Consider the following 23,343-nt stretch of genomic DNA (forward strand, 5'->3'; position numbering starts at 1 on the left):
GTAATCCATGCACAAAAAAACAAGAAGCGAGGAATCGCGGATTTCGAATGATCCGCTCTGGTACAAAGACGCAGTCATCTATGAATTGCATGTACGTGCCTTCTTCGACGGCAATGGCGATGGTATCGGTGATTTCGCGGGGCTCACCGAGAAGCTCGATTATCTACAGGACCTGGGCGTCGATACCTTGTGGGTCCTGCCTTTCTATCCGTCCCCCATGCACGACGACGGGTATGACATCGCCGATTACCGCAATGTCCACCCCGACTATGGGACGCGTCGCGATTTCCTGCAGTTCGTGCGTGCCGCCCATGAACGGGGGTTGCGCGTCATCACCGAGCTTGTCATAAACCATACCTCCGACCAGCACCCCTGGTTTCAGGCGGCGCGCCAGGCCCCTGCGGGTTCACCCAAGCGCAACTTCTATGTGTGGAGCGACACCGCCAAGAAGTTCGAGGATACGCGCATCATATTCACAGACAGCGAGAAGTCGAACTGGGCATGGGATGATGTCGCCCAGGCCTACTACTGGCATCGCTTCTTTTTCCATCAGCCGGACCTGAACCACAACAATCCCCATGTCGTGAAGGCGGTGGTGCGGGTCATGGAGTTTTGGCTCGGCCTGGGCGTCGACGGCCTGCGGCTCGACGCCATCCCCTATCTGTGCGTGCGCGAAGGGACGAGCAACGAGAACCTGCCGGAGACCCACGCAGTGGTGCGCTACATGCGCTCGGTGATCGACCAGCGCTACGAGAATCGTATGTTACTTGCCGAGGCCAATCAGTGGCCGGAGGATGTGCGCGACTACTTCGGCGCGGGGGATGAGTGCCATATGGCCTATCACTTTCCGCTCATGCCGCGAATGTATATGGCCATCGCCCAGGAGGACCGGCATCCGATCGTCGAGATCATGAAGCAGACGCCGGACATCCCCGAGACCTGCCAATGGGCGATCTTTCTGCGCAACCACGACGAACTCACCCTGGAGATGGTCACGAACAATGAGCGTGACTATATGTACCAGATGTACGCTGCCGACCGGAAGGCGCGCCTCAATCTTGGGATACGCCGCCGGCTCGCGCCGCTCATGGACAATGATTTTGACAAGATCCGGCTCATGAATAGCCTGCTTTTGTCGATGCCAGGATCGCCGATCATCTACTACGGCGACGAGATTGGCATGGGTGACAATATTTACTTAGGCGACCGCAACGGTGTTCGTACACCCATGCAGTGGAGCCCGGACCGCAACGCCGGCTTCTCGCGCGCTGACCCGCAACGCCTGTTTTTGCCGCCGATCATGGACCCCATTTATGGTTATGGCGCGGTGAATGTCGAGGCGCAGGCGCGCGACCCCTCGTCTTTGTTGAATTGGACGCGGCGCATGCTCGCGATCCGCAAGAGCACGAAGGTGTTCGGGCGGGGCGCGCTTGAGTTCCTGGAGCCCGGCAACCGCAAGATCCTCGCCTATGTGCGCACCTATGGCGATGAGACGATCCTGTGTGTCGCCAATCTGTCGCACTCCGCGCAGCCCGTGGAGCTCGATCTGTCGGCCTACAAGGGGCGCGTGCCGATCGAGCTCATGGGTCGGACGCCGTTTCCGCCGATCGGTGACCTGCCCTATCTTTTGACCCTCCACGGCCATGGCTTCTATTGGTTCCGGCTCGCCGCCGGAGGGGAAGTTCCGGCCTGGCACGAGGAGCGCCTACCCCCCGAGGAACTGCCGCTGCTCGTGCTGTTCGACGGATGGCGCAGCCTGTTTCGCGAGCGCGTGGTGCCGTGGCGTATGGCCATGGCCGACCGCGTCCGTGAGCAGTGGGAACGCGATGCCTTGCCACGCTTTGTGATGGCGCAGCGTTGGTATGCCGAGAAGGGCGTGGTCCCAAAGCGGGTCGCCATGACCGAGACCGCCGAATGGGCGGGGCCCGACGGCCAGTTTTTCTTCATGATCGCAGACGTGGTGGAATCGAGTGAGGGGGCGTCCGCGGGTCGCTATTTCGTGCCGGTATCGCTGCTGTGGGAGAGCGATAGCGAGGCGCGCATGCGCACGGTTTTGCCGCTTGCCATGGCGCGCGTACGCCAACAGGCGACGCTTGGCATCTTGGGCGATGCCTTTGCCGACGACGCTTTTTGCCGCGGACTTGTCGCTGTGATGCGCGAGGGACTGGCCTTTGCGGGTGAGGGCGGCGTCGTGCAGGGCGTGGCGGCGGGTACGCTTGAGCAGCCGGTGGCCGCAGACGAGGCGGTCCGCCATCCCAATACGCACAGCAGCAACACGGCGGTGGCGATCGGCGAGCGGTTGTTCTTGAAGGGCTATCGGCGATTGCAGGAGGGTATCAACCCGGAGGTCGAGATGGGCCGGTTTTTATGCGACGTGGCAGGCTTTCGCCATACCGTGCCGGTGCTCGGGACCCTCGAGTATAGGCCGGCTGCAGGTGGTGTCATCACGCTTGCGCTGCTCCAGGCCTATGTCGAGAACCAGGGGGATGGTTGGGACTATACCCTGAACTATCTCGACAACCATCTCGAACTGTGCCTGCATGGCGCGGCCCCGGCGGGAGGCAGTGAGGAGGTGCATGGCGGCTATCTCGCGCTCGTGCGCACGCTCGCTTTGCGCACCGCGCAGATGCATCAGGCCCTGGCCACGCCTTACGGCGATCCGGCCTTCGATCCCGAACCGCTCACCCCAGACGATGGTGCGCGCTGGGTCGCGGGGGTGCGCGCCGAGATGGAGGAGACCTTCGATATGCTCTCCGCGCGGCTTGCCGCCCTCCCGCCCGAGGTCCAGGATGACGCCAAGGCCGTGCTCGCCGGTCGCGAGACGTTTCTTGCACGCGCCGCACTGGCTGCCCCGACCGTGGGACAAAAGATCCGCTACCATGGGGATTACCACCTAGGGCAGGTCCTGCTCCAGCAAAACGATTTCGCGATCACCGATTTCGAGGGCGAGCCCGGGCGGCCGCTTCACGAGCGCCGACGCAAGCATACACCGCTACGCGATGTCGCGGGCATGCTACGGTCGTTCAGCTATGCCCTCTATACGGCGCTTGATCGTGTCGCCGCCGGGCAATCCGAGCATAGGGCGACGTTACTGCCTCACGCCCGCATCTGGGAGCAGGCCACGGTCGCGGCGTTCATCGCCTCCTATGCCGCGGCTATGGAGGCCACCAGCCTCTGGGGCGGCTTTGACGAGGCTGCGGATTGGTTGCGGCTCTTCATCCTCGAGAAGGCCTTTTATGAACTGCGTTACGAGATGAATAACCGCCCCCAGGCACTTGCGATTCCCCTGCAGGGCCTTTTGCAGGAGCTTGACCGTGAGGCCGTGGCGCAGGGTTCGTCGGGCGCGTAGATTCACAAAAACGCCTGAGGTCGGCGCCCCTGGGGGGCTGTCCGGGACGGGGCGTTGGGCGATTCATACGGAGAAGGAGGCTGACATCATGACTATCCTACACGCGGCGCTCGCGCCCCTGCCAGCGATCGTCTGGCAGTGGCAGCGGTGGTTGCCGCCTATTCTTATTGCGCTCGGTATTCTTGGCGGCGGGTGGTTGGCGGCCCGCTTTCTGCGGTTCGTGGCCACGAAGACGCTGCGCGCCATGAATTTTCATATTGTGACGGAGCGCGCCGGACTCGACGGATTGTTAGCGGCAGGCGGTGCCGGGACCGACACCACCGGTCTCATGGGGATGCTGGTGGCGGCGCTCGCGATCCTGATCGCCATGGTATGGGCCCTCGATATCGCCGGCCTGTCGGCGGGCGCGGCCGTGACCACGCGCATCGCGCTCTATATCCCGCGCCTTATGGTCGCGCTCCTGATGCTCACGGCCGGTTTGTACTTCGCGCGTTTCGTGGCGCAATCGGTGACGTTGTACGGAAATGAACTGGGGCTTGCCGATGCCCCGCTCCTTGGGCGCCTGATGCGCTCGATCGTGATCGCATTTGTGATACTCATGGTATTGGGCGAGTTACACATAGGCCAGAGGCTCATACGTGACTCGTTTCTCATCCTGCTTGGTGGAGTGACGCTCGCGGCAGCCCTCGCCTTTGGCCTTGGGGGCCGACGTTGGGCGGCGCATGTACTGGAACGCGATTGGCCGCGCGAGCGTCCACAGGGTATCGGCGAAGGGCTGGATCGGCGGTGAGGATGAGGCAATGAGCGAAGAGCGTCGGACCACCGGACCACGGGCTGCAGGCCGCCATGCGGTCTGGCCTGGACGGCCCTATCCTTTGGGTACCACCTGGGACGGCGAAGGCGTCAACTTCGCACTCTTTTCCGAACATGCCGAAGGGGTGGAACTGTGTTTGTTCACCGAGGACGGACGTCACGAGACTGCGCGCATCCCGGTGCGCTGGCAGACCGATCAGGTGTGGCACTGCTACCTGCCGGAGGCGCGGCCGGGCTGGCTCTATGGCTATCGGGTCTATGGGCCCTACGACCCGCGCCATGGCCATCGCTTCAATGGCCATAAGCTGCTCCTAGACCCATATGCCAAGGCCATTGCCGGCGAGTTGCGCTGGAGCAATGCGCATTTTGCCTACCGTGTCGGCCACAAGCTCGAGGACCTGTCGTTCGATCGCGCCAACAACGCGCCATTCATGCCCAAGGCGCGGGTCGTGGAATCGGCATTCAGCTGGGGCGACGACCGGCTTTTGCGCACGCCCTGGCATGACACCATCATCTATGAGCTGCACGTGAAGGGCTTCACTTGGCTGCACCCGCTCATACCCCAGGACTTGCGCGGTACCTATGCCGGCCTCGGATCGGCGCGCGTCATCGAATACCTGAAGTCGCTTGGCATCACCGCCGTCGAGCTCATGCCGGTGCACGCCTTCATAGACGATCGTCATCTGGTCGAGCGCGGGCTGCGCAACTACTGGGGCTACAATTCGATCGGGTTCTTTGCACCCGATGCGCGTTATTCGGCGAGCGGCCAGATATCCGAGTTCAAGACGATGGTGAAGGCGTTTCATTCAAACGGGATAGAGGTCATTCTCGATGTCGTATACAACCATACGGCCGAGGGCAACCACATGGGCCCGACGCTGTCGTTCAGGGGCATAGACAACCTCTCCTATTACCGCCTGTCGTCCGAGGACGCACGTTATTACATGGACTTCACGGGCTGTGGCAACACGCTGAACATGCTCCATCCGCGTGTCTTGCAGCTCATCATGGACTCACTGCGTTATTGGGTCCTGGAGATGCATGTCGATGGTTTTCGCTTCGATCTCGCCTCGACCTTGGCGCGCGAGCTGCACGACGTGAACCGGTTGTCGGCGTTTTTCGATATCATCCACCAGGATCCGGTGCTCTCGCAGGTCAAGCTCATTGCAGAGCCTTGGGACCTCGGCGAAGGCGGTTACCAGGTCGGCAACTTTCCGGTGGGCTGGACTGAGTGGAACGGCAAGTACCGCGACGTGGTGCGCGCCTACTGGAAGGGGGAGGGTGGGGTCATCGGCGAGCTCGCCTACAGGCTGACGGGTTCAAGTGATCTCTATGGGCATGGCGGCCGCAATCCCTATGCCTCGATCAATTTTGTGACCGCGCACGACGGCTTCACCCTCGAGGATCTGGTGAGCTACAACGACAAGCACAACGAGGCCAATGGCGAGGACAACCGCGACGGTACCGACACCAACCTGTCATGGAATTGTGGGGCCGAAGGACCTACGGACGACCCTGCCATACGCGCCCTGCGCGCGCGCCAGAAGCGCAACATGATTGCAACCCTGCTGCTGTCGCAGGGGGTCCCGATGATCCTTGCCGGCGATGAGATCGGGCGCACGCAACGCGGCAACAACAACGCCTATTGCCATGACGACCCGATCAATTGGGTGAACTGGGAGCTGACACCGGAGGACCACGATTTCTTGCGGTTCGTCCAGCATGTGATCCGCATCAAGCAAAACCATAAGGTATTCCGCCGACGTTCGTTTTTTCAGGGCCGGCGTATCCACGGCAGCGATATCAAGGACATCACTTGGTTGAAGCCTGACGCGACCGAGATGAACGATGAGGAGTGGCGCCAGAGCTTTGCCCGCTGTCTCGGGTTGTTCCTGGCCGGCGAGGGGCTGGAGGAGTTCGACGACCGGGGGCGCATGATAGGGGATGTCGATTTCCTGTGGTTATTGAACGCGCATCACGAGGAGATCCCGTTTGCGCTGCCCCCCTATAGGACCCAGGGGTGGCAGGTGGATATCGATACCAGCTATAGCGTCCCGGCGCGCGCCACGGGGGCGGTGATCACAAGCGGTGTTTATCCCCTGCAAGGGCGCTCGCTTGTGCTGTTGCGCGAAGCGACCCCGGATCGGCGCATGGGGCTTGGGCACTGAGTGGCAATGGCAGCATTCGTTCGGGAGGCGTCATGACGGTTCACGAGGACACGCGTACTCCGGGGGTGGCGAGGCGTCACGAACCCCTGGGCTTCGGGGCCGAGTGCGTCGAGGACGGGGTACGGTTCCGGTTGTGGGCCCCGGCGGCGCGCCAGGTCGACGTGGTGCTGGAGGATGAGGGGGTGGTGGTCCCCATGGACGCCTTGGAGGGCGGCTGGTTTCAGGTCACGAGCGGACAGGCGCGCCCGGGAAGCCTGTATCGTTACCGCATCGATGGCGGCCTGCACGTCCCGGACCCGGCATCGCGCTTTCAGCCGCGAGATGTGCATGGTCCAAGCGAGGTGGTGGATGCGCACGCCTTTGCGTGGAGTGATGGGGGGTGGCGTGGGCGTCCGTGGGGCGAGGTAGTGGTCTACGAGCTTCATGTCGGCACCTTTAGTCCCGAAGGAACCTTCGCAGGTGCCATGGCGCTCCTGCCGCGACTGGCCACGCTTGGGGTGACGGCCATAGAGCTCATGCCGCTCGCCGATTTCCCGGGGCGCGCCAACTGGGGCTATGACGGTGTGTTGCCGTTTGCCCCCGACAGCCGTTATGGTCGCCCCGAGGACCTGAAGGCCCTGATCGCCGCCGCCCACGGTCTTGGGCTCATGGTGTTCGTCGATGTCGTTTATAACCACTTCGGCCCGGATGGAAACTATCTCGGCGTCTATGCCCCCGAGTTTTTTACCTCGCGTCATCGTACACCGTGGGGCGATGCCATAAACTTCGATGGACCGGGCAGCGTTACGGTACGTGCCTACTTTACCGCCAACGCGCGCTACTGGCTTCACGAGTACCATTGCGACGGTCTGCGTTTCGATGCCGTGCATGCCATTGTCGACGATTCGCCGCAATCGATATTAACCGCCATCGCCGAGGCCGTGGCACCGCTGCGGGCTTGCGGGCGCCACATCCATCTGGTTTTGGAGAACGAGAACAACGAGGCGGGCCATCTCAATGGTAGCGACGGGCCCCAGGGATTCACTGCGCAATGGAACGACGATATCCACCACGTCCTGCATGTACTTTTGACAGGCGAGCGCGATGGCTATTATGCGGATTACATGGATGACCCGGCGGGCCGGCTCGGTCGCTGCCTGACCGAGGGCTTTGCCTACCAGGGTGAGTGGTCGGCGGTCCGCGAAGGGGTGCGCGGCGAATCGACGCGCGGACTGTCGCCGACAGCGTTCGTGGGATTTCTGCAAAATCATGACCAGATCGGAAACCGCGCCTTCGGGGAGCGCATAACGGCGCTCGCATCGCCTGCGGCGGTGCGCGCGGCGACTGCTGTGCTCCTGCTCGCGCCCTCGCCACCCTTGCTGTTCATGGGTCAGGAGTTTGCCTGCAGCCGGCCGTTTCTGTTTTTTTGTGATTTCGGGCCTGAGCTCGCTTCCGCCGTGACCGAAGGGCGGCGCCGGGAATTCGCGCGCTTCCCTGAGTTTGCCGACGAGTCGCGTCGCGCCCACATCCCGGATCCCAACGATCCCGCAACATTGATAAAGAGCCGGCTCGACTGGACAGAGGCAGAGCGCTCGCCGGGCCGGGACTGGCTCACGTTCCATCGTGAGCTGCTCGCAACCCGTGCGCGCCATATCGGCGCACGGCTGGCGGCAGGCGAGGTGCGTACCTTGGGCTTTAATCGCTTCGGCGCGCGTGGCCTGACCGTGGGCTGGCTTTTTGCCGACGGCGCGCAATTGCATCTCGCCGCGAATCTGGGGGACGCGGATGCAGTCGTTGCGGATCGCATGAGTCCCGCGCCCATGACCCTCTATGAGACGTGCGCGCCGGCCGGGGGGCGGCTCGGTCCCTGGGAGGTCCGCTGGGGCCTATGGCCGGGTGCGGCCGACACGACGGCAGGCGGTCCGTGAGCCGGCATCCGAGCACATCGCGCGCGGCATTGTCGGCCCTCGGGCGGGCGCATCATGGGTACCCCGTGCGCGCCACCTACCGCTGGCAGTTTCACAAAGGCTTTGGTTTTCGCGATGCCATACGACTTGTCCCGTATCTGGCCGAACTCGGTATCAGCCATTGTTACGCCTCACCGTACCTCAAGGCCCACGCCGGCAGCAATCATGGCTACGATATCGTCGACCATACACGCATCAATCCCGAGGTCGGCACCGAGACCGAGCGGCAGGCCTTCGTGCGGACACTCAATGCCCACGGGCTCTACCAGATCCTCGATGTCGTCCCAAACCATATGCGCGTCGACGATCCAGAAAACCGCTTGTGGTGGGACGTACTGGCGCTCGGGAGGCGGTCCCGGTTCGCGCATTATTTCGATATCGATTGGGTGACGCCCGAGCGGCCCTACGAGGATAAGATCGTCATTCCGATCCTCGGCGGACCTTATGGCGAGGTGCTGGAGGCCGGCGCCATTGTGCTCGATTTCGAGGCCGGTCACGGCGGGTTCGTGGTGCGGTATTACGATCACCTACTGCCGCTTAGCCCCGCGTCCTATCCGCAGCTTCTGGCGGAGGTTGCGCAATGTGTCGAAGGTTTGGGCCCCGGCGATGAGGCCATCGGGCAGGAGATATCAGATCTCATCGCGCTTTTCGAGCGCGCCTCGAGTCAGATCGCAGACGGCGCGGTAGCCGCCGAGTTGGTCGGCCTTGTCACAGAGGGCGTAAGCCGCATGGCTGTGTGGGTGACTGGGCATGCGCGCTGCGCTGAGGCCTTGAAGGCGGTACTGGCGCGCTATAACGGGGATGAGGGCGCAGGCGCACGCCGCTACGACGCCCTGCATGCGCTTTTGGAACAGCAGGCCTACCGGCTAGCGTTCTGGCGCGTCGCCGGCTACGAGATCAACTACCGGCGTTTCTTTGATATCAACGAACTCGCCGCGCTACGTATGGAAGACCCCGAGGTGTTCGCGGCGACGCACGAACTGATCGGCCGCTGGATTGCCGCCGGTGATGTGACCGGACTTAGGATCGATCACCCTGACGGGCTGCGCGACCCGCGCGGCTATTGCGCGAGGCTCCAGGACTGGGCGCGGGATCGGCGACGGACCAAAGGGATGGTTGGCGCGACCGACCCCGGACTTTTGTATGTGGTGGTAGAGAAGATCCTGGGGGCCGATGAATCGTTGCCCGGGGATTGGCCGGTCCATGGCACAACCGGCTACGATTTCACACGCCTTGTGAGCGGCGTGCTCGTGGATGCCGATGGGGAGACGGGCATCGACGCAGCCTATGAGGCGTTTGTGGGCACCCATGACCACTACGCAAATCTGCTCTATGAGTGCAAGGTGCTGATTATGCACACCATTCTCGGCAGCGAGATCCATACCTTGGGGATGGCGCTCGATCGCATCGCCGAGCGTGACCGGCGGACACGTGATCTTACGCTATCGGCGCAAAGGACCGCGCTCTTTGAGATCGTGGCGTGCCTGCCCGTGTACCGTACCTATGTGACGGCAGACGGTGTGAGTGCGGCGGATCGTGCCGTGATCGACGCAGCATGCGCGCAGGCCAAGGAGCGTAATGCGCTCGTGGAGCCGGCGGCGGTCGATTTTATTCATGACCTGTTGCTGCTCGAAGGTCTGGACGCGCGCGCCGCCGAGGAGCGTGGCGAGATCCTGGAGTTCGTGGGGGCGTTTCAGCAGTACACAGGTCCGGTTATGGCCAAGGGCCTCGAGGACACGCTCTTCTACCGCTATAATCGCATGGTGTCGCTAAACGAGGTGGGAGGCGACCCTTCGCGTTTTGCGGTGTCGTGCGCGGACTTCCATGAGGCCAACATCGAGCGCCTGCGCGATCATCCTGGGACACTGCTCGCGACCTCCACCCATGACAGCAAACGCAGCGAGGACGTGCGCGCGCGATTGCATGTCCTGTCCGAGATCCCGGAGGCGTGGGGCACGCGTGGGCAGTGGCTGAAGGCGCGACACATGACCTTCAAGGGCTTAGATGGGACGGCACCGTCATCGCGCGATGAATATCTCTTTTATCAGACCCTGATCGGTATCTGGCCCCTTACCCCCAGTCCTGAGGCATGGGCCGACATGCGCGGGCGCCTCAAAGATTATGTGCTGAAGGCGGCGCGCGAGGCCAAGGCCGAGACGAGCTGGGTCAAGCCCGCCCCCGAGTACGAGGGCGCCGTGGCGGCGTTCGTAGACGCCGTCACAGACCCTGTGACAAACGGCGAGACACTCGCCGCGCTCGCGGCCTTCGTCGCCCCGATCGCGCGCACCGGGCTATGGACGGCGCTAAGTCAGGTGGCGCTGAAGCTCACCGTGCCCGGGGTCCCGGACTTCTATCAGGGGACCGAGTTGTGGGACTTTCATCTCGTAGACCCGGACAATAGGGGCCCGGTGGACTATGAGTGCCGTGCGCACATGCTGGCCGAGGTCGCGCGCTTCGATGACGAGGATGCCGCCGGACGCGCGGCTTTGCTGGCCGCGTGGCTTGCGCACCCCGAGGACGGGCGTGCAAAGATGCACCTGACCCGCCGCCTTTTACATTTGCGGCGCGCCTATCCCCGGCTGTTTGCCGAGGGGCACTACGAGCCCCTGCAGGCCGAGGGGCCTTATGCCCGGCATATCGTGGGTTTCGTCCGCCGCAACGAAGAGGCGACTATGCTCGTGGTCGTGCCCCGCCATTACTGGGCACTCACCGAGGGCGGCCTGCGCCTGCCGCTGGGACGCGCGGTGTGGGGCGCGACACGCATCCCGCGACCCGCAGACCTTGCGCCATCGTCATGGCGCGATGTCTTGACAGGTGAGCTCGGGACGTCATCCATGGCCGACAGCGGTTTTTGGGAGCTCGAAGCGATCGTGGCGCGCTTCCCCATTGCGGTCCTGATCGCGCCTACGAACGGGCGGGACGACGCCCGCGGATGAGTGTCGCGGGGGCCTGGAGACGGCCTGCGTGATACCCTAAGGCCCCGGAGTTCCCGCGACAGTTGAGGTGGGGTGGTCGATGGCCAAGCAGTACGCGCATATCCCTGAACGCTGGGCGCGCTTTATAACGGAACAGAAGATCTTCTTCGTGGCCACCGCCACCTGCGACTCGCGCGTCAATGTCTCGCCTAAGGGACTAGATAGCCTGCGCATCCTCGATCCCAATCGCGTGGCATGGCTGAACCTCACAGGTAGCGGCAACGAGTCCGCGGCCCATGTCCAGAGCGATGCGCGCATGACACTCATGTTCTGCGCCTTTAGCGGCGACCCTGTCATTCTGCGGCTCTACGGCACCGCGCGCGCCCTCCACCATACGGATCCCGACTGGCCGGTACTTGCCGCGCTCTTTCCGCCGTTGCCCGGCGCCCGTCAGATCTTCGATGTCGCGATCGACCTCGTGCAGACCTCGTGCGGCTTCGGGGTACCGTACTTCGATTTCGCCGGCGACCGGCCGGACCTGCGTATCTGGACCGAGAAGAAGGGCGAGGAGGGTGTACGGCGATATTGGCATGAGCGTAACGCCGTCAGTCTCGATGGCATAGAGACCGGGATCGCCGCCAAGAACCGCTCCTGATCGCCCCGGCCCTCGCAAGTCGCCTGCACGCGGGTTCGCCGGGTGGCGATCATGGTCGGGCGCGCGCCAAGCCCCGCCGATCAGGGCGGGGAAGGATCCTGCGGGGACAAGGCGCTGAACACGCTTCGTGCGATGCGCAAGGCGGCCGTCAACAATGAGAAAGATGGGGTAACCCCTGCCTGCCCGCAAGCGCTTGAGAAAGGTTATGACGGCGCGCCACCCTAAAGAGCGGGGCTTCCCGCTCCACCGGCCGTTGTCGCCACGAATCATGGCGATCTCACAAGCCTCCATGGGCAGAGACCGACGGTCGTGCGGCCGTGAGCTGTACCCTGATGGCGGATATCGGCCCCCACACGCGTCATTGGGGCGCGGAGCCTCGGGTAGTCGGTTTTGTAGCCACATCTCGACCCGGGCCGGGTTCTGATAGACCAGGAGCAGGGCCCAGCGCCAGCACGGGGCGCTGACCGGCAAGGGGAATGCGCCGGTTCGATCCGCTCGGCACCGGTTCTGCCTGGGCGCTCGTGACCAGATATTCTTCTCGACTGTCGGCTGTCCGATCTTCGCGGGCCGCGCCTCGCTGGGATGCGAGACCGTTTCCGAGATCGCTTCGGCAGCGACGGCATCGTTCTTGTGGGTCTTTGACGCAGGGCATGGACGCTGTGGACGGCAAAAACCGTCTTTACCAGATCAATTCCCATCGTTGTGGGTCGCAGACGTCAGCGGCTCGTACGCTATTCCTGTCTGCTGCCCCAGATACCGATCCGCGTGACCGATCGCGCGCCACCGAGTCCCGGGGGCACCGACCCGTCGATCTTTTTTATGGGTACTGTGGCAAAAATCTTCTTGGCGTATTGCGATTTCGCATATTATTATATGCCCGAATGATGTATAGGGGCCCGCCGCATTGGGGCTCCTGTCCGTTCGCCCAAGGAAACACGCGGGAGGCGTCACGATGCTGGCCAGGCGGTACGATATGATTGCACGTAGGATTGGGCATCTCGCCCGGTCCCTGGTTCCTCTCTCCCTGCTGTTTCTTTCCGGTTGTTCCGCCCATGGCCTTGCCCGACAATTCCTGATCTTTCGGCCGGCGGGGCCCCTGTCAGGGGCCGATATGCGATTTACGATTCTCGATGTCGCGGTCATGCTCGGGATCATTGTCCCCACGGCGATTATCACCACCTACTTTCTGCTGCGCTATCGCAAGACCAACACCAACGCCGCCTATGACCCCCACTGGTCTCATTCGAATCTCATAGAACTTATAGTGTGGGCGATCCCGTTGCTCACCGTGGCGATGCTCGGCTATGAGTCGTACAAGGGGACCTATGCGGTCAATCCCTACGATCCACGTATGATCAAGACCAAGACCGCATCGGCCGCCAATCCCGGGAGCGCACCCCTGAACGTCGATGTCATCACCACCGACTGGCAATGGCTGTTCGTCTATCCAAAGCAGCATATCGCCGTCGCCAATGAACTCGTGATCCCGCGCGGGACGCCGGTGGTATTCCATATGACGTCGGCCACTGTCGTGAATGACTTCTTCATACCCAACTTGGCCGGCATGATCGATGTCATGCCCGGTATGCGCACAAAGCAGGTGCTGGTGGCTGACAAGATCGGTCAATACAGGGGATATTCCGCGAACTTCAGCGGCGCCGGCTTCTCGTGGATGGGGTTCAAGACGCACGTGGTGAGCAGCGCGCACTTTACGCACTGGATACAGTCGATCCAGAAGTTCCCGCGGCACATGGACTATGCGCAGTTCAATAAATTCGCCAGACCCACGACGAATATCGATGGCAAGACCCCCGCGTTTTCGCATGTCCATGCGCGCCTCTTCGATCAGGTGATCAAGGGGGTGCTTGACGGCAAGGTCTATACCACGCGCATGCCGCCGCCCGGAGCCGCATAGGGCTCGGGGTTTGTGCGTCGGGCTGACCCGGCCGTGGTGTGTCGCTCAGTGTGTCTCGCTTAAAGAGGAGTGTCCGATTATGGTGAACGTGCAAGGACCCTGGAGCCCGCTCTTAGGGCGTTTGTCGCTCGGGGCGATCCCAGACAACCCCATTATCGCTGGCGCGTTCGTGTTCGCGGCCGTGCTTGGCGCGGTCATCCTTGGCTACCTCACCTTCGGACACAAGTGGGGCTATCTCTGGCGCGAGTGGCTGACCACGGTCGATCATAAGAAGATCGGGGTCATGTACATCATCATTGGGCTTGTGATGCTGTTTCGCGGCTTCATCGACGCCCTCATGATGCGCACCCAGCAGGTGATGGCCTGCGGTCCGCATTCACCTGGTTTCCTCGGGGCCGCGCATGGCTATCTCCTGCCCTACCACTTCGACCAGATCTATAGCGCGCATGGGACCATCATGATCCTGTTTGCCGCGACCCCGATCCTGGTCGGCCTCATGAACGTCGTCGTGCCTCTGCAGATCGGCGCGCGCGACATGGCGTTCCCGTATCTCAACGCCCTCGGACTGTGGCTGACCGCGGTGGGTGCGGCGCTCATCATGCTATCGCTGTTTGTCGGGGACTTCTCGCATGCCGGCTGGGTCGGGCTTACGCCCTTGACCGAGATTGCCTACAGTCCCGGCGTCGGTGTGGATTACTGGATGTGGGCGATCCAGATATCGAGTGTCGGCACGACCCTCGGCGCGGCCAATCTCATCGCGACCATCATCAAGATGCGTGCCCCCGGCATGACCTGGTCGCGGCTACCGATTTTCACCTGGACTGCGCTTAGCACCAACATCATTGCGCTTACCTCGTTTCCGGTCCTGGCCGTGGCGCTCGGTCTGCTCGGTGCTGACCGCTACTTCGGGACGCACTTCTTTACCGCCGGGCTTGGCGGCAATCTCATGCTGTACTCCGATCTGTTCTGGATCTGGGGTCACCCGGAGGTGTACTTTGTGATCCTGCCTGCGTTCGGCATGATGTCGGAGATCATCCCGACGTTTGCCGAGAAGCCGCTCTTTGGCTACGCGACCATGGTGGCGGCGAGTTTCGCCATCGCCGGAGTGTCGTGGTCGGTGTGGCTGCATCACTTCTTCACCATGGGCGCGGGGCCGCAGGTCAACACCTTCTTCAGCATCGCCACCATGGTGGTAGGAATCCCGACGGGCGTGAAGGTCTTTAACTGGGCTTTCACCGTCTATCGTGGGCGCAGTCGCTTCGACACCCCCATGCTATGGGCGGTGGGGGCGCTCTTCATGCTGCTCCTCGGAGGTCTCACTGGCATGATGCTGGCGATGCCGCCAGTCAACTACAGCGTCCATAATAGCGTGTTCGTTGTGGCGCATTTCCACACGATGCTGATGGTGGTGATCTACGGCATCATGGGTGCCGTGAACTTCTGGTTCCCGAAGGTCTTCGGTTTCAGGTTGAATGAGGCCCTGGGCAAGCGCTTCTTCTGGTTCTTCACCGCCGGGACCATCATGGTGTTTATTCCCATGTATACCTCGGGCTTCATGGGCATGACCCGGCGCCTGGATTATCTCTCCAATCCGGCGCTATTGCCCTTTGAGATCGCCGAAGAGATTGGTATCGGGTTCTATGTCGTGTCGATCTATTACTTCGTGCGTCAGCTTTATGTGAGTATACGTGACCGCGCCACCACGCGCGTCGGCGCCGATGCCTGGGGGAGCGCGCGCACGCTCGAGTGGCTTACGCCTTCGCCGGTGCCGTTCTACAACTATGCCGTGACCCCGCGCGTGCATGCGCGCGATGAGCTCGTGTGGCGCCGCGAGCAGGGGCTGGAGGGGGCGACGGTCGCTCACTATGAAGACATCCCCATGCCCAAGAACACCCCGGTGCCGCTTATCATCGGGGCGTTCGCCCTGGGCCTTGGTTTCGGGCTCGTATGGCGGATATGGTGGCTCACCGACGTGTCGCTGCTGGCCATCATTGTGACTGTGATCGCGCGCTCCTTTGTGCGCGATACGGACTATATGGTGAAGGCCGGTGTCGTGCAGGAGACTGAACGGCGGCTTCGGCGCAATGCGCCGGAGGGGTCACGCGAGGGTGAGGCGCGCGGTGGCATCGATATGTTCCGTCCGCATGAGTCGAATCCCTGACTGGGGTAGGCAAGCGGGCGATCACGGTTTGGTAGCTAGGGTGAGGATAGGCGATGGCGACGGCAAGTGGTGGTATGGATTCGGCGGCTGACGGTCTCTGGGAGGCCCATTATCACCATGATGTGATGGCGACGCGTACGCTCGGTTTCTGGCTGTATATGCTGAGCGATGCGATGATCTTCGCGGGTCTATTCGCGGCCTATGGGGTGTTGAGTCATAGCTACAATGCCGCCGGGGGACCGACCCTCCATACCGTGGTGGACCCCTTGTCGGCCTATGGCGAGACCCTCGCGGTGTTTACGAGCGTACTCGCTTATGGCGGCGCGATGGTGGCGTTGAAGCACAACAATCGCACCGGGGTGCTTTTCGGTCTGGGCGCGGCGTTTATCCTGGGCGCGGTATTTCTGGGGCTCGAGATCCAGGATTTTGCGCAGCTCTTCCATGCCGGCATCTACCCGCAAGACAGCGGCTATTTGTCGGCGTTTTTCGCGCTGGTCATGACCCATGGCCTGCACATGGCCTTCGGGCTATTGTGGATGGCGGTGCTGTTCGTGCAGGTGGCCACCCAGGGCTTCACTGATAAGACCGTCTACCGGCTCTTGAACCTGAAGCTCTTCTGGCACTTCCAGGCCGTCATCTGGGTCCTGGTATTCACCTTTGTCGATATGCGAGGAGTGCTGTAATGGCGCACGATGTCCATGATCCCTTGAAGCATCCCGAGGTCCAGCTGGCAAGCGGCCGGGCCTATGTGGCGGCGTTTTTGATCGCCACCATCCTTATGACAGTAGCGCTTTATATCGCCCGGCACCCGGCAGTCGCACCCCACACCCTGCTTGTCCTGTCCGGCCTGGCAGCGCTTGTGGTCGCAGTCCAGTTACTGCTGTTGTTGCAGCTCAACCTGTCGTCGACCCAGATCTGGACTACGGTATCGTTCGCGCTTGCCTTTCCGCTGTTTGTGATCGCCGTAGGGCTCAGTATGTGGATGTTCCAATCCTTGGATGCACGCACCATGCTCATGGGGCTCATGCACTAGACGTCGGGGCAGCGCCCAAGGGGTATCCGCTCAAGGGCGCCGCAAGGCGGTGGGGTGTTGGTTTAATATCCCTCTTGCGGTATTGTCCGCGTGCAGCCCCGGTGGGCCGACGAGGAGGATATGGAACATAAAAATTCCGAGCACCATGTGGTGCAGGGCGAGGTCACGACTGCAGTCCGCGTGGCCAATGTATTCATCGCGGGGCTCATTTTCGTGGCCATCGCCGCCGGGATATGGCGTGGCACCACATCGGTAGCCATGGGTCGCGAGGCCTGGGTGCAGGCGCTCATGCTCACCCAGGTGCTATTTGCGATCGCCATTATCTTGCTGGGCAGCCTCGTTGAGGGGTTTGGATTCGGGCTATCCTTGGGAACCCGCTGGCCGTATACCCGTAACATCCTGACGCTTCTCGTGCGGGGGGATCCAGAGGCGGCCCATAGGGTGGTGGCGACGACCCTGGGCCTGATTGGGGTGGCGCTCGTGGTTTTGCATCCTGACGCCGCGACCATCACCGGACTTGCGCTGATCGTGGCCACCGCACTCTTTGGTATGGGGACCCTGCATGTCCTGGCGGGCCGGGCGCCGGCGTTCGTGCATGGCACGCATGGGCTTTTGGCCTACAGCGTGCTCGTATCCTATCTCGTGGGGCTGCGTTACCCGGACATCCATTTTCTGCAGTATCTTGATACCAGTATTGCCCTGCACGCGGTATTTCTGGCGATCTTCCTGGGCGGTATGACCACCGGCCAGCGCGGCTTCGGGCAACCCATCGAGCCATTCGTCGCGCCTAAGCGCGCTTCGCAGTGGACGGTTGCAATCCACATTCTCGCGGCGTTGCTGGTCGTGGGCACCCTCGGATGGATGATGCCCGCGTATCCCGTGGCCTTTTATCTTGCGATCGCGCAGTTCGCGGTCGGGTTCTTACTGTTCCATGGTGTGAACTTGCGCCCCAAGGCCCCGGGCGCGGTAGTGGTGTTCCATCAGGCCATGGTACTCGCCATCACCTTGGCGATCGTATTGAACTGGCAGGTGTAGGGGCCTTCGCGGCGGACGGCAGGAGGGTTCATGACAGCAAAGGCAGTGAAGGGGTCGGTGGCGTCGGCCGCGGGTGGCAGTGTCGCGATGGCCGTGGTCCGCGACCTCCTGGTGCTCGCCAAGGCGCGTGTGGTCTCGCTGTTGGTGTTCACAGGCGCGGTCGGGGCGGTATTGGCCCCGGGCTTTTCGCAGCATCTCCTGGGCGCGGGTGCTGGCCTCCTTGGTATCGCGCTGGCCGGCGGTGCGGGCGGCGTCATCAATCAGCTGATTGAGCCATCGCTGGATCAGCACATGCGCCGTACTCGTCAGCGGCCGCTTGCCGTCGGCCGAATCTCGCGACCTCGCGCCGTGATGTTCGCCGCCGCACTGTTCACAGCATCTGTGCTCGTGCTGCTGTTGGAGACCAATCTCTGGACGCTGGGCTTCACGCTCATCGGCACCCTCGGTTACGGGGTGATCTATACGGTCTATCTAAAGCCCAATACCCCTTGGAATATCGTATGGGGCGGCATCGGCGGCGCACTGCCACCGATCATAGGCTGGACGGCCGCCGGCGGCGCACCCGACGCGCTGTTGCCCTGGAGTCTGGTGGCGCTGGTGTCGGTGTGGACCCCGGCGCATTTCTGGCCGCTTGCGATCTGCTGCCGCGAGGACTACGCCAAGGCCTGTATTCCGATGCTGCCGGTGACGCATGGTGTCGACCGCACGCGCCGCGAGATCGTGAAGTACGCCATCGCCACCCTTGTCGTAAGCCTGATCCCGGTCATTGCCAATGGGAACGCCCTGTACGCGGTGGCGGCTGCCGGTCTCGGGCTCTACTATCTCGGCATGACCCTGAAACTGCGACGTATGCCCGTGGATGACGGCATGGATCGCTATGCGCGGCGCGTGTTTCAGGTCTCGATCAGTTACCTGTTCGCCTTGTTTACCTTGCTCGTCATCGGCCATTACATGGGTCCGAGCGGCATCATACGCGAGGCTGGTACGGTGGTGCGCGCGTTCGGTCATCACATCCTAGGCCAGATCAGCCGCGCCTGATCCCAGGCGCGGCTGCGGGGGTGGGCCTGCCGGTCACGAACGCAACTGGAAGTGCGGGTTTACACTCTTTACCGGTAGGGCATTGATCCAGTCCCACGAATTGCCGAGATAGATCGTGCCGCCGACGATGGTCGGGCTCACGATCCCAAAGCGCCCGCCGATATGGCGGTGGCCGAGGACCTGCCCGGTCTTGGGATTCAGGGCATAGACATCGGGACCCGTCGAGATATAGAGAACGCCCTGGTAATAGGTCGGGGCACCGCGTCCGGCGCCCGCCGGGCCGGCGTTGGGCACATGCCAGGTCCACATCACGCGGCCGGTGCGCGCGTTGATCGCCTCATAGTCGGAGGTGATTGGCGAGCCGACGTAAACCATGCCATGGATGATCATGGGCACGCCGCCCTTGAAGGCCGGGACCTTAGGGCCGCGCCCCATATTGTGGGTCCACAGGACCTTTCCAGTGCGAGCGTTATAGGCGCGCACGATAGTGGTAAGCGTTGGGTGGCCGTCTATCAGGCGTGGATCGGCTACCGCATCCATGACGACGATGCCATGACGTACCGCCGGCGAGACATCGCCCATACCGGTATTGGCGGCCCCCGGGATGCTCGCCTTCCATAGCACCCGGCCGGTACGGGCATCCAAGGCGTAGAGGTCGGGGATTACGGACATGGACACGAATACGCGATGGTGCCAGGCGGCCGGGCTCGACATATTGGCGATCCCACCGACGTGGGTCATCCAGCGTTTATGGCCGGTACGCGCGCTGATCGCATAGATATTGCCATCGCCGGTACTGATATAGAGCGACCTATAGGCGTAGGCCGGTGTAGGCATGGCGTCGCCGGCGGTGGGGAAATACCACAGTAGCTTGCCGTTGTGGGCGTTCAGGCAGTAGACGCCATTGTAATCGATGTCCTTGCCGCGCCCGGCGGCCTGGGGGTCGCGGGCATAGAGGGTGACGTTCGCGAAATTGAACGATACGCTGCCCGCCGACAGGTAGACGCGGTTGGCATTCACGAGTGGATTGCCCATGAGGTTATTCCGCGTCACGGATTATTCCGCGTCACGGTGCAGCGCTGCGATTTCGCGGCGGATCGCGGATCAATGGCACGCCCGGTCGCGGCATAATTACAGGCCCTCGAGGAACGTAAGCAGCCGATCGGGGGCGTGGAAGCGGCGGGGCGCAATGCCCGCGGAGGTCGCATGCGCCAGCGCCTGCTCCTTCAGGCGCATGTCGGCATGCAGATAAATCTCCGTGGACTGCGTCGATTCGTGTCCGAGCCACAGGGCGATGACCGTGATATCGACGCCGCTTTGCAGCAGGGCCATGGCCGCGGCGTGTCGCAGCGTGTGCGGGGTGACGCGCTTGGTCTTTAACGAGGGGCAGGCTCGGCCGGCGGTCGCCGTGTGCCGCGCCACGATGCCTGCCAGGGCATCTGCGCTCAAGGCGCCGCCACCCCGGGCGCTCGGAAAGACCGGATCCGCAGGATCCCCTCGGCGTTCGCATAGCCATGCCTTGAGGAGGGCCGCCACTTCGGGGCGCAACGGGGTGCAGCGCGTCTTGCGTCCTTTGCCGAGACAGCGTACATGGGGTCCTGTGCCGATCGCGACGTCCCGGCAGCAAAGCTGCCGGATCTCACTGCTGCGCAGGCCGGTCTGGAGGGCCAGTGCCAAGAGGGTGCGATCCCGCCGGCCGATCCAGGTCCCGGCATCCGGGGCGGCGATGAGCGCCTGCGCCTCCTCCGGGGTGAGAAACGCCACCGGCCCGCGCTCGAAGCGCTTGGGCGGAATCGCGAGGATGCGCTGACACTGCAAACTGCGCGCCGGTTCGGCCAGCGCCACGTAGCGAAAGAAGCCGTGAAGGGCCGCGAGCCGCTGATTGCGGGTGCGCGCCCCATTGCCCCGCTCACGCTCCAGATACTCGAGGAACGCCTCCAGGAGCGGGGCATCGAGCTGCTCGAGGCGCAGCGCCGACGGGGTGCAGTGCAGGTGTGCCGCGGCAAAGCGCAACAGCAGGCGGAAGGTGTCGCGGTAGCCTCCCACGGTGTGCGGACTCGCACCCTGGCTCCCAAGCAACCGCTCGGTGAAGAATTGCTGCAGCAAGGCCGGGAATGTCGTCGGGCTCATCGTGCACCTCCCGTATCCGCACGCCCGCTTTGGCGTTCGGTGGCCAACATCAGCAGTTCCGGCACGGCCTCGATGTACCAGTAGGTGAGGCCAACTTCGGTGTGGCCGACATACGTCGCAAGCTTCGGCAGCTCGCGCGTGACATCCGCCCCGGCGCGGTACCATGCCACCAGCCGGCCGGTGACGAACGAGTGGCGAAAGTCCTGCAGCCGCGGCCCGCGGCCAGCGCGGGGCGAACCGTTTGCAGGGCGCAGGCCGACGGCGCGGGAGAGTCTGACGAACATCCGCCGGACGCTGGAGCCGGCGAGGCGCCGCCCCCGCTCGGAGAGCAGGAACGCCGGGGTCTGCGGATGCGGACACAACGCGTCGCGTCGCGCGGCATAGTGCGCGAGCGCGAGGCGCGTAGTGGCGGCGATGGGCACGAGGCGGGACTTGCCGAACTTGGTCTCGCGGATGAAGAGGATCCCGTTCTGGAGATCCACGTCACTGCGATCCAGCGCGAGCGCCTCGCCCGGACGCAGACCGGTGGCGGCGAGTAGCCCGATGAGCGTCGTATACGTCAGTGCACGCAGGCCGGTGGGTGATCGGCATTGCGCCGCCGCGGCCATCAGGGCTTGCGTCTGCGCCTCCGTGTAGATATGGGGGCGGGGGCGGCGGTGCCGTGAGGACACCAGATGCCGAGGGGGCACTTCGGTCTGCGGATCGAAGGCACTCCACCAGGCCGCGAACTTCCGCACCATCGAGAGCCTCCGGCCCCAGGTAGCCTTCTGCACGCCGGGACGGGCGGTCGCCCAGCGCAGCGCCAACGCCGTGGTGATGTGCGCGGAGCCCTCCTGTTCGAGAAATGTGACGAACTGCCGGAGTGTGTTAGCCGGCTCCGCCAGCCGCGTCCCGAGGGCGCGGCGCACCGTGATGTATTGGGTCAGGGCCTCCCCAAGCGCGCTCATGGCGCACCTCCGGTCAGCGGCCACGGGAGCGCCACGCCCCGCAACGCCTCCAGCGAGACCTTCGCGTAGATCCGGGTGCTCGCTTGCGTATGGTGCCGCAGCACTTCGGCGATCTCCGCGAGGGAGGCGCCCTGGCGGATCATCCGGGTCGCCAGACTGTGCCGAAACAGGTGCGCGACGTGCTGTGGCTGCGGCGGGATGCCGGCACGGGCGAGGGCCAGCCGCACGATGTGGTCAATGGCACACGGGCCCGTGAGTGCGATGCGCGGCGGGATCGCACGCAGGAACACGCGGCGGGAGGTGGTGGTGCCCCGGTCGCGGCGCAGATACTCAGCCAGCGCCCGACCCACATCGGCGGGAAGCGGCAGGGACTCCATCCGGGACCCCTTCCCGCGCACAACCAGCTCGCCGGTGCGCCAATGAACATCCTCGAGCGTAAGCAAGACCACCTCGGAGGCGCGCAGCCCGAGGCGCGCGAGCAGCAGAAGGATGGCGTAGTCGCGCCGGCCCTTGGAGGTCGATCGATCCGGACTCGCCAGCGCCTCCTCGACCTCCTCGGGCGTCAACAGCGCCGGCACGCCCGCCTCACGGTACGTACGCATCGTCGGGACCGCCGCCGAGAGGTCCCTCGGGGTTTCGCCGCGCAGGAAGAGGAAGCGCAGCAGCGAGCGCAGCGCCACGGTCACCAACCGCGACGACTCCGAGGCGTGATTCCTGATCCGGCCGAGCAGGAAGGCGTGAATCGTCTTGGCATCCAACTGATCGAGCGCAAGCCGCCCCGCCTGCGCCTGCCGGGTGGCCAGAAACGCCCGGGCGCAGGGCGCATAGACCAGGATCGAACGCTCGGCGAGTCCCCGATCCTTGCGGAGGAAAGTGATGTAGCGCGCCACCAGTGCCTCGGCAGGCGTGTCCGGCTGGGAGGGTGCAGACGGCATGACGCCGCACGCGCGCAGATAGGCCAGAAAACGTCGTACCGTGGCCCGCTCGCTCTCGGTGGCCGAACATTGCGGCGGCCGGCGCCTGATGAAGGACTGGACGTGCTCCTCCCCGAGGGACCCCTCGGCGATGGCGTGCCGCTTGGCCCACCGCGCGAAGGCGATGGTCACCGCCCTGCGCTCGGCCAGGGTGTTCGGGGAGTACCCGGCGATCCGTTGGTCGTCCAGAAACGCGTCGACGTATGCCTCAAGGGGTCCGGGGCGCTCACCTCTTTGCGAACCATCTGTCTCCATGTGGCTTCT

Annotated in this window: 16 protein-coding genes; 12 read left to right on the plus strand and 4 right to left on the minus strand. The window is 63.4% G+C overall.

Annotation, left to right across the window (positions count from 1 at the left end):
- Nucleotides 1-7 precede the first annotated feature (7 nt).
- The 12 genes from treS to C4900_RS08300 all read left to right on the plus strand — a co-directional run bounded on the left by treS (nt 8) and on the right by C4900_RS08300 (nt 19,028).
- Nucleotides 8-3,349: a maltose alpha-D-glucosyltransferase gene (gene treS / locus C4900_RS08235; RefSeq protein ID WP_065970880.1), complete on the plus strand. Its 3,342-nt coding sequence runs from the start codon at nt 8-10 to the stop codon at nt 3,347-3,349.
- Between the two features lie 88 nt (nt 3,350-3,437).
- Nucleotides 3,438-4,139, plus strand: a complete 702-nt coding sequence (locus C4900_RS08240) for a mechanosensitive ion channel family protein (RefSeq protein WP_065970878.1) — start codon at nt 3,438-3,440, stop codon at nt 4,137-4,139.
- Between the two features lie 10 nt (nt 4,140-4,149).
- Nucleotides 4,150-6,330 carry a glycogen debranching protein GlgX gene (glgX, locus tag C4900_RS08245; protein WP_065970955.1) on the plus strand — a complete coding sequence of 727 codons (2,181 nt, stop codon included), beginning with the start codon at nt 4,150-4,152 and terminating at the stop codon, nt 6,328-6,330.
- Nucleotides 6,331-6,362: 32 nt separating this feature from the next.
- A complete protein-coding gene (treZ, locus tag C4900_RS08250) occupies nt 6,363-8,237 on the plus strand; it encodes a malto-oligosyltrehalose trehalohydrolase (protein WP_065970877.1) in 1,875 nt (624 codons plus the stop codon).
- Nucleotides 8,234-11,212, plus strand: coding sequence for a malto-oligosyltrehalose synthase (gene treY / locus C4900_RS08255; RefSeq protein WP_170132482.1), 2,979 nt, complete (start codon nt 8,234-8,236; stop codon nt 11,210-11,212). The genes treZ and treY overlap by 4 nt, the downstream gene beginning before the upstream one ends.
- 79 nt (nt 11,213-11,291) lie before the next feature.
- Nucleotides 11,292-11,846, plus strand: coding sequence for a pyridoxamine 5'-phosphate oxidase family protein (locus C4900_RS08260; RefSeq protein ID WP_065970876.1), 555 nt, complete (start codon nt 11,292-11,294; stop codon nt 11,844-11,846).
- A 1,111-nt stretch (nt 11,847-12,957) separates the two neighbouring features.
- A complete protein-coding gene (locus C4900_RS08275; RefSeq protein WP_170132483.1) occupies nt 12,958-13,761 on the plus strand; it encodes a cytochrome ubiquinol oxidase subunit II family protein in 804 nt (267 codons plus the stop codon).
- Between the two features lie 76 nt (nt 13,762-13,837).
- Nucleotides 13,838-15,922, plus strand: coding sequence for a cbb3-type cytochrome c oxidase subunit I (locus C4900_RS08280; protein ID WP_065970948.1), 2,085 nt, complete (start codon nt 13,838-13,840; stop codon nt 15,920-15,922).
- 53 nt (nt 15,923-15,975) lie between these two features.
- On the plus strand, nt 15,976-16,605 hold the full coding sequence (locus C4900_RS08285) for a cytochrome c oxidase subunit 3 (protein ID WP_065970871.1): 630 nt from the start codon (nt 15,976-15,978) through the stop codon (nt 16,603-16,605).
- Nucleotides 16,605-16,955 carry a hypothetical protein gene (locus C4900_RS08290; RefSeq protein ID WP_065970870.1) on the plus strand — a complete coding sequence of 117 codons (351 nt, stop codon included), beginning with the start codon at nt 16,605-16,607 and terminating at the stop codon, nt 16,953-16,955. The genes C4900_RS08285 and C4900_RS08290 overlap by 1 nt, the downstream gene beginning before the upstream one ends.
- 120 nt (nt 16,956-17,075) lie before the next feature.
- Nucleotides 17,076-17,990, plus strand: a complete 915-nt coding sequence (locus C4900_RS08295) for a hypothetical protein (protein ID WP_211306842.1) — start codon at nt 17,076-17,078, stop codon at nt 17,988-17,990.
- 30 nt (nt 17,991-18,020) lie between these two features.
- The gene (locus tag C4900_RS08300; RefSeq protein ID WP_065970869.1) at nt 18,021-19,028 is read left to right on the plus strand and encodes a heme o synthase; all 1,008 of its coding nucleotides are present in this window, start codon (nt 18,021-18,023) and stop codon (nt 19,026-19,028) included.
- A gap of 33 nt (nt 19,029-19,061) precedes the next feature.
- Here C4900_RS08300 and C4900_RS08305 read toward each other — a convergent pair whose 3' ends face one another.
- The 4 genes from C4900_RS08305 to C4900_RS08320 form a co-directional block, all read right to left on the minus strand.
- The gene (locus C4900_RS08305) at nt 19,062-20,081 is read right to left on the minus strand and encodes an outer membrane protein assembly factor BamB family protein (protein WP_211306843.1); all 1,020 of its coding nucleotides are present in this window, start codon (nt 20,079-20,081) and stop codon (nt 19,062-19,064) included.
- Between the two features lie 78 nt (nt 20,082-20,159).
- On the minus strand, nt 20,160-21,158 hold the full coding sequence (locus C4900_RS08310) for a tyrosine-type recombinase/integrase (RefSeq protein WP_114282489.1): 999 nt from the start codon (nt 21,156-21,158) through the stop codon (nt 20,160-20,162).
- A complete protein-coding gene (locus C4900_RS08315) occupies nt 21,155-22,105 on the minus strand; it encodes a tyrosine-type recombinase/integrase (RefSeq protein ID WP_114282834.1) in 951 nt (316 codons plus the stop codon). The genes C4900_RS08310 and C4900_RS08315 overlap by 4 nt, the downstream gene beginning before the upstream one ends.
- The gene (locus C4900_RS08320; protein WP_114282488.1) at nt 22,102-23,334 is read right to left on the minus strand and encodes a tyrosine-type recombinase/integrase; all 1,233 of its coding nucleotides are present in this window, start codon (nt 23,332-23,334) and stop codon (nt 22,102-22,104) included. The genes C4900_RS08315 and C4900_RS08320 overlap by 4 nt, the downstream gene beginning before the upstream one ends.
- Nucleotides 23,335-23,343 lie beyond the last annotated feature (9 nt).

Origin of the sequence: Acidiferrobacter thiooxydans (assembly GCF_003333315.1) — a bacterium.
GTDB classification, from domain to species: Bacteria; Pseudomonadota; Gammaproteobacteria; order Acidiferrobacterales; family Acidiferrobacteraceae; genus Acidiferrobacter; species Acidiferrobacter thiooxydans.

Coding starts and splice junctions, on each gene's coding strand:
- C4900_RS08260 (WP_065970876.1), top strand. CDS start 11,292: ATGGCCAAGCAGTACGCGCATATCCCTGAACGCTGGGCGCGCTTTATA.
- C4900_RS08300 (WP_065970869.1), top strand. CDS start 18,021: ATGACAGCAAAGGCAGTGAAGGGGTCGGTGGCGTCGGCCGCGGGTGGC.
- C4900_RS08320 (WP_114282488.1), bottom strand. CDS start 23,334: ATGGAGACAGATGGTTCGCAAAGAGGTGAGCGCCCCGGACCCCTTGAG.
- glgX (WP_065970955.1), top strand. CDS start 4,150: ATGAGCGAAGAGCGTCGGACCACCGGACCACGGGCTGCAGGCCGCCAT.
- C4900_RS08290 (WP_065970870.1), top strand. CDS start 16,605: ATGGCGCACGATGTCCATGATCCCTTGAAGCATCCCGAGGTCCAGCTG.
- C4900_RS08275 (WP_170132483.1), top strand. CDS start 12,958: ATGCGATTTACGATTCTCGATGTCGCGGTCATGCTCGGGATCATTGTC.
- C4900_RS08295 (WP_211306842.1), top strand. CDS start 17,076: ATGGAACATAAAAATTCCGAGCACCATGTGGTGCAGGGCGAGGTCACG.
- treZ (WP_065970877.1), top strand. CDS start 6,363: ATGACGGTTCACGAGGACACGCGTACTCCGGGGGTGGCGAGGCGTCAC.
- C4900_RS08315 (WP_114282834.1), bottom strand. CDS start 22,105: ATGAGCGCGCTTGGGGAGGCCCTGACCCAATACATCACGGTGCGCCGC.
- C4900_RS08285 (WP_065970871.1), top strand. CDS start 15,976: ATGGCGACGGCAAGTGGTGGTATGGATTCGGCGGCTGACGGTCTCTGG.
- treS (WP_065970880.1), top strand. CDS start 8: ATGCACAAAAAAACAAGAAGCGAGGAATCGCGGATTTCGAATGATCCG.
- C4900_RS08310 (WP_114282489.1), bottom strand. CDS start 21,158: ATGAGCCCGACGACATTCCCGGCCTTGCTGCAGCAATTCTTCACCGAG.
- C4900_RS08240 (WP_065970878.1), top strand. CDS start 3,438: ATGACTATCCTACACGCGGCGCTCGCGCCCCTGCCAGCGATCGTCTGG.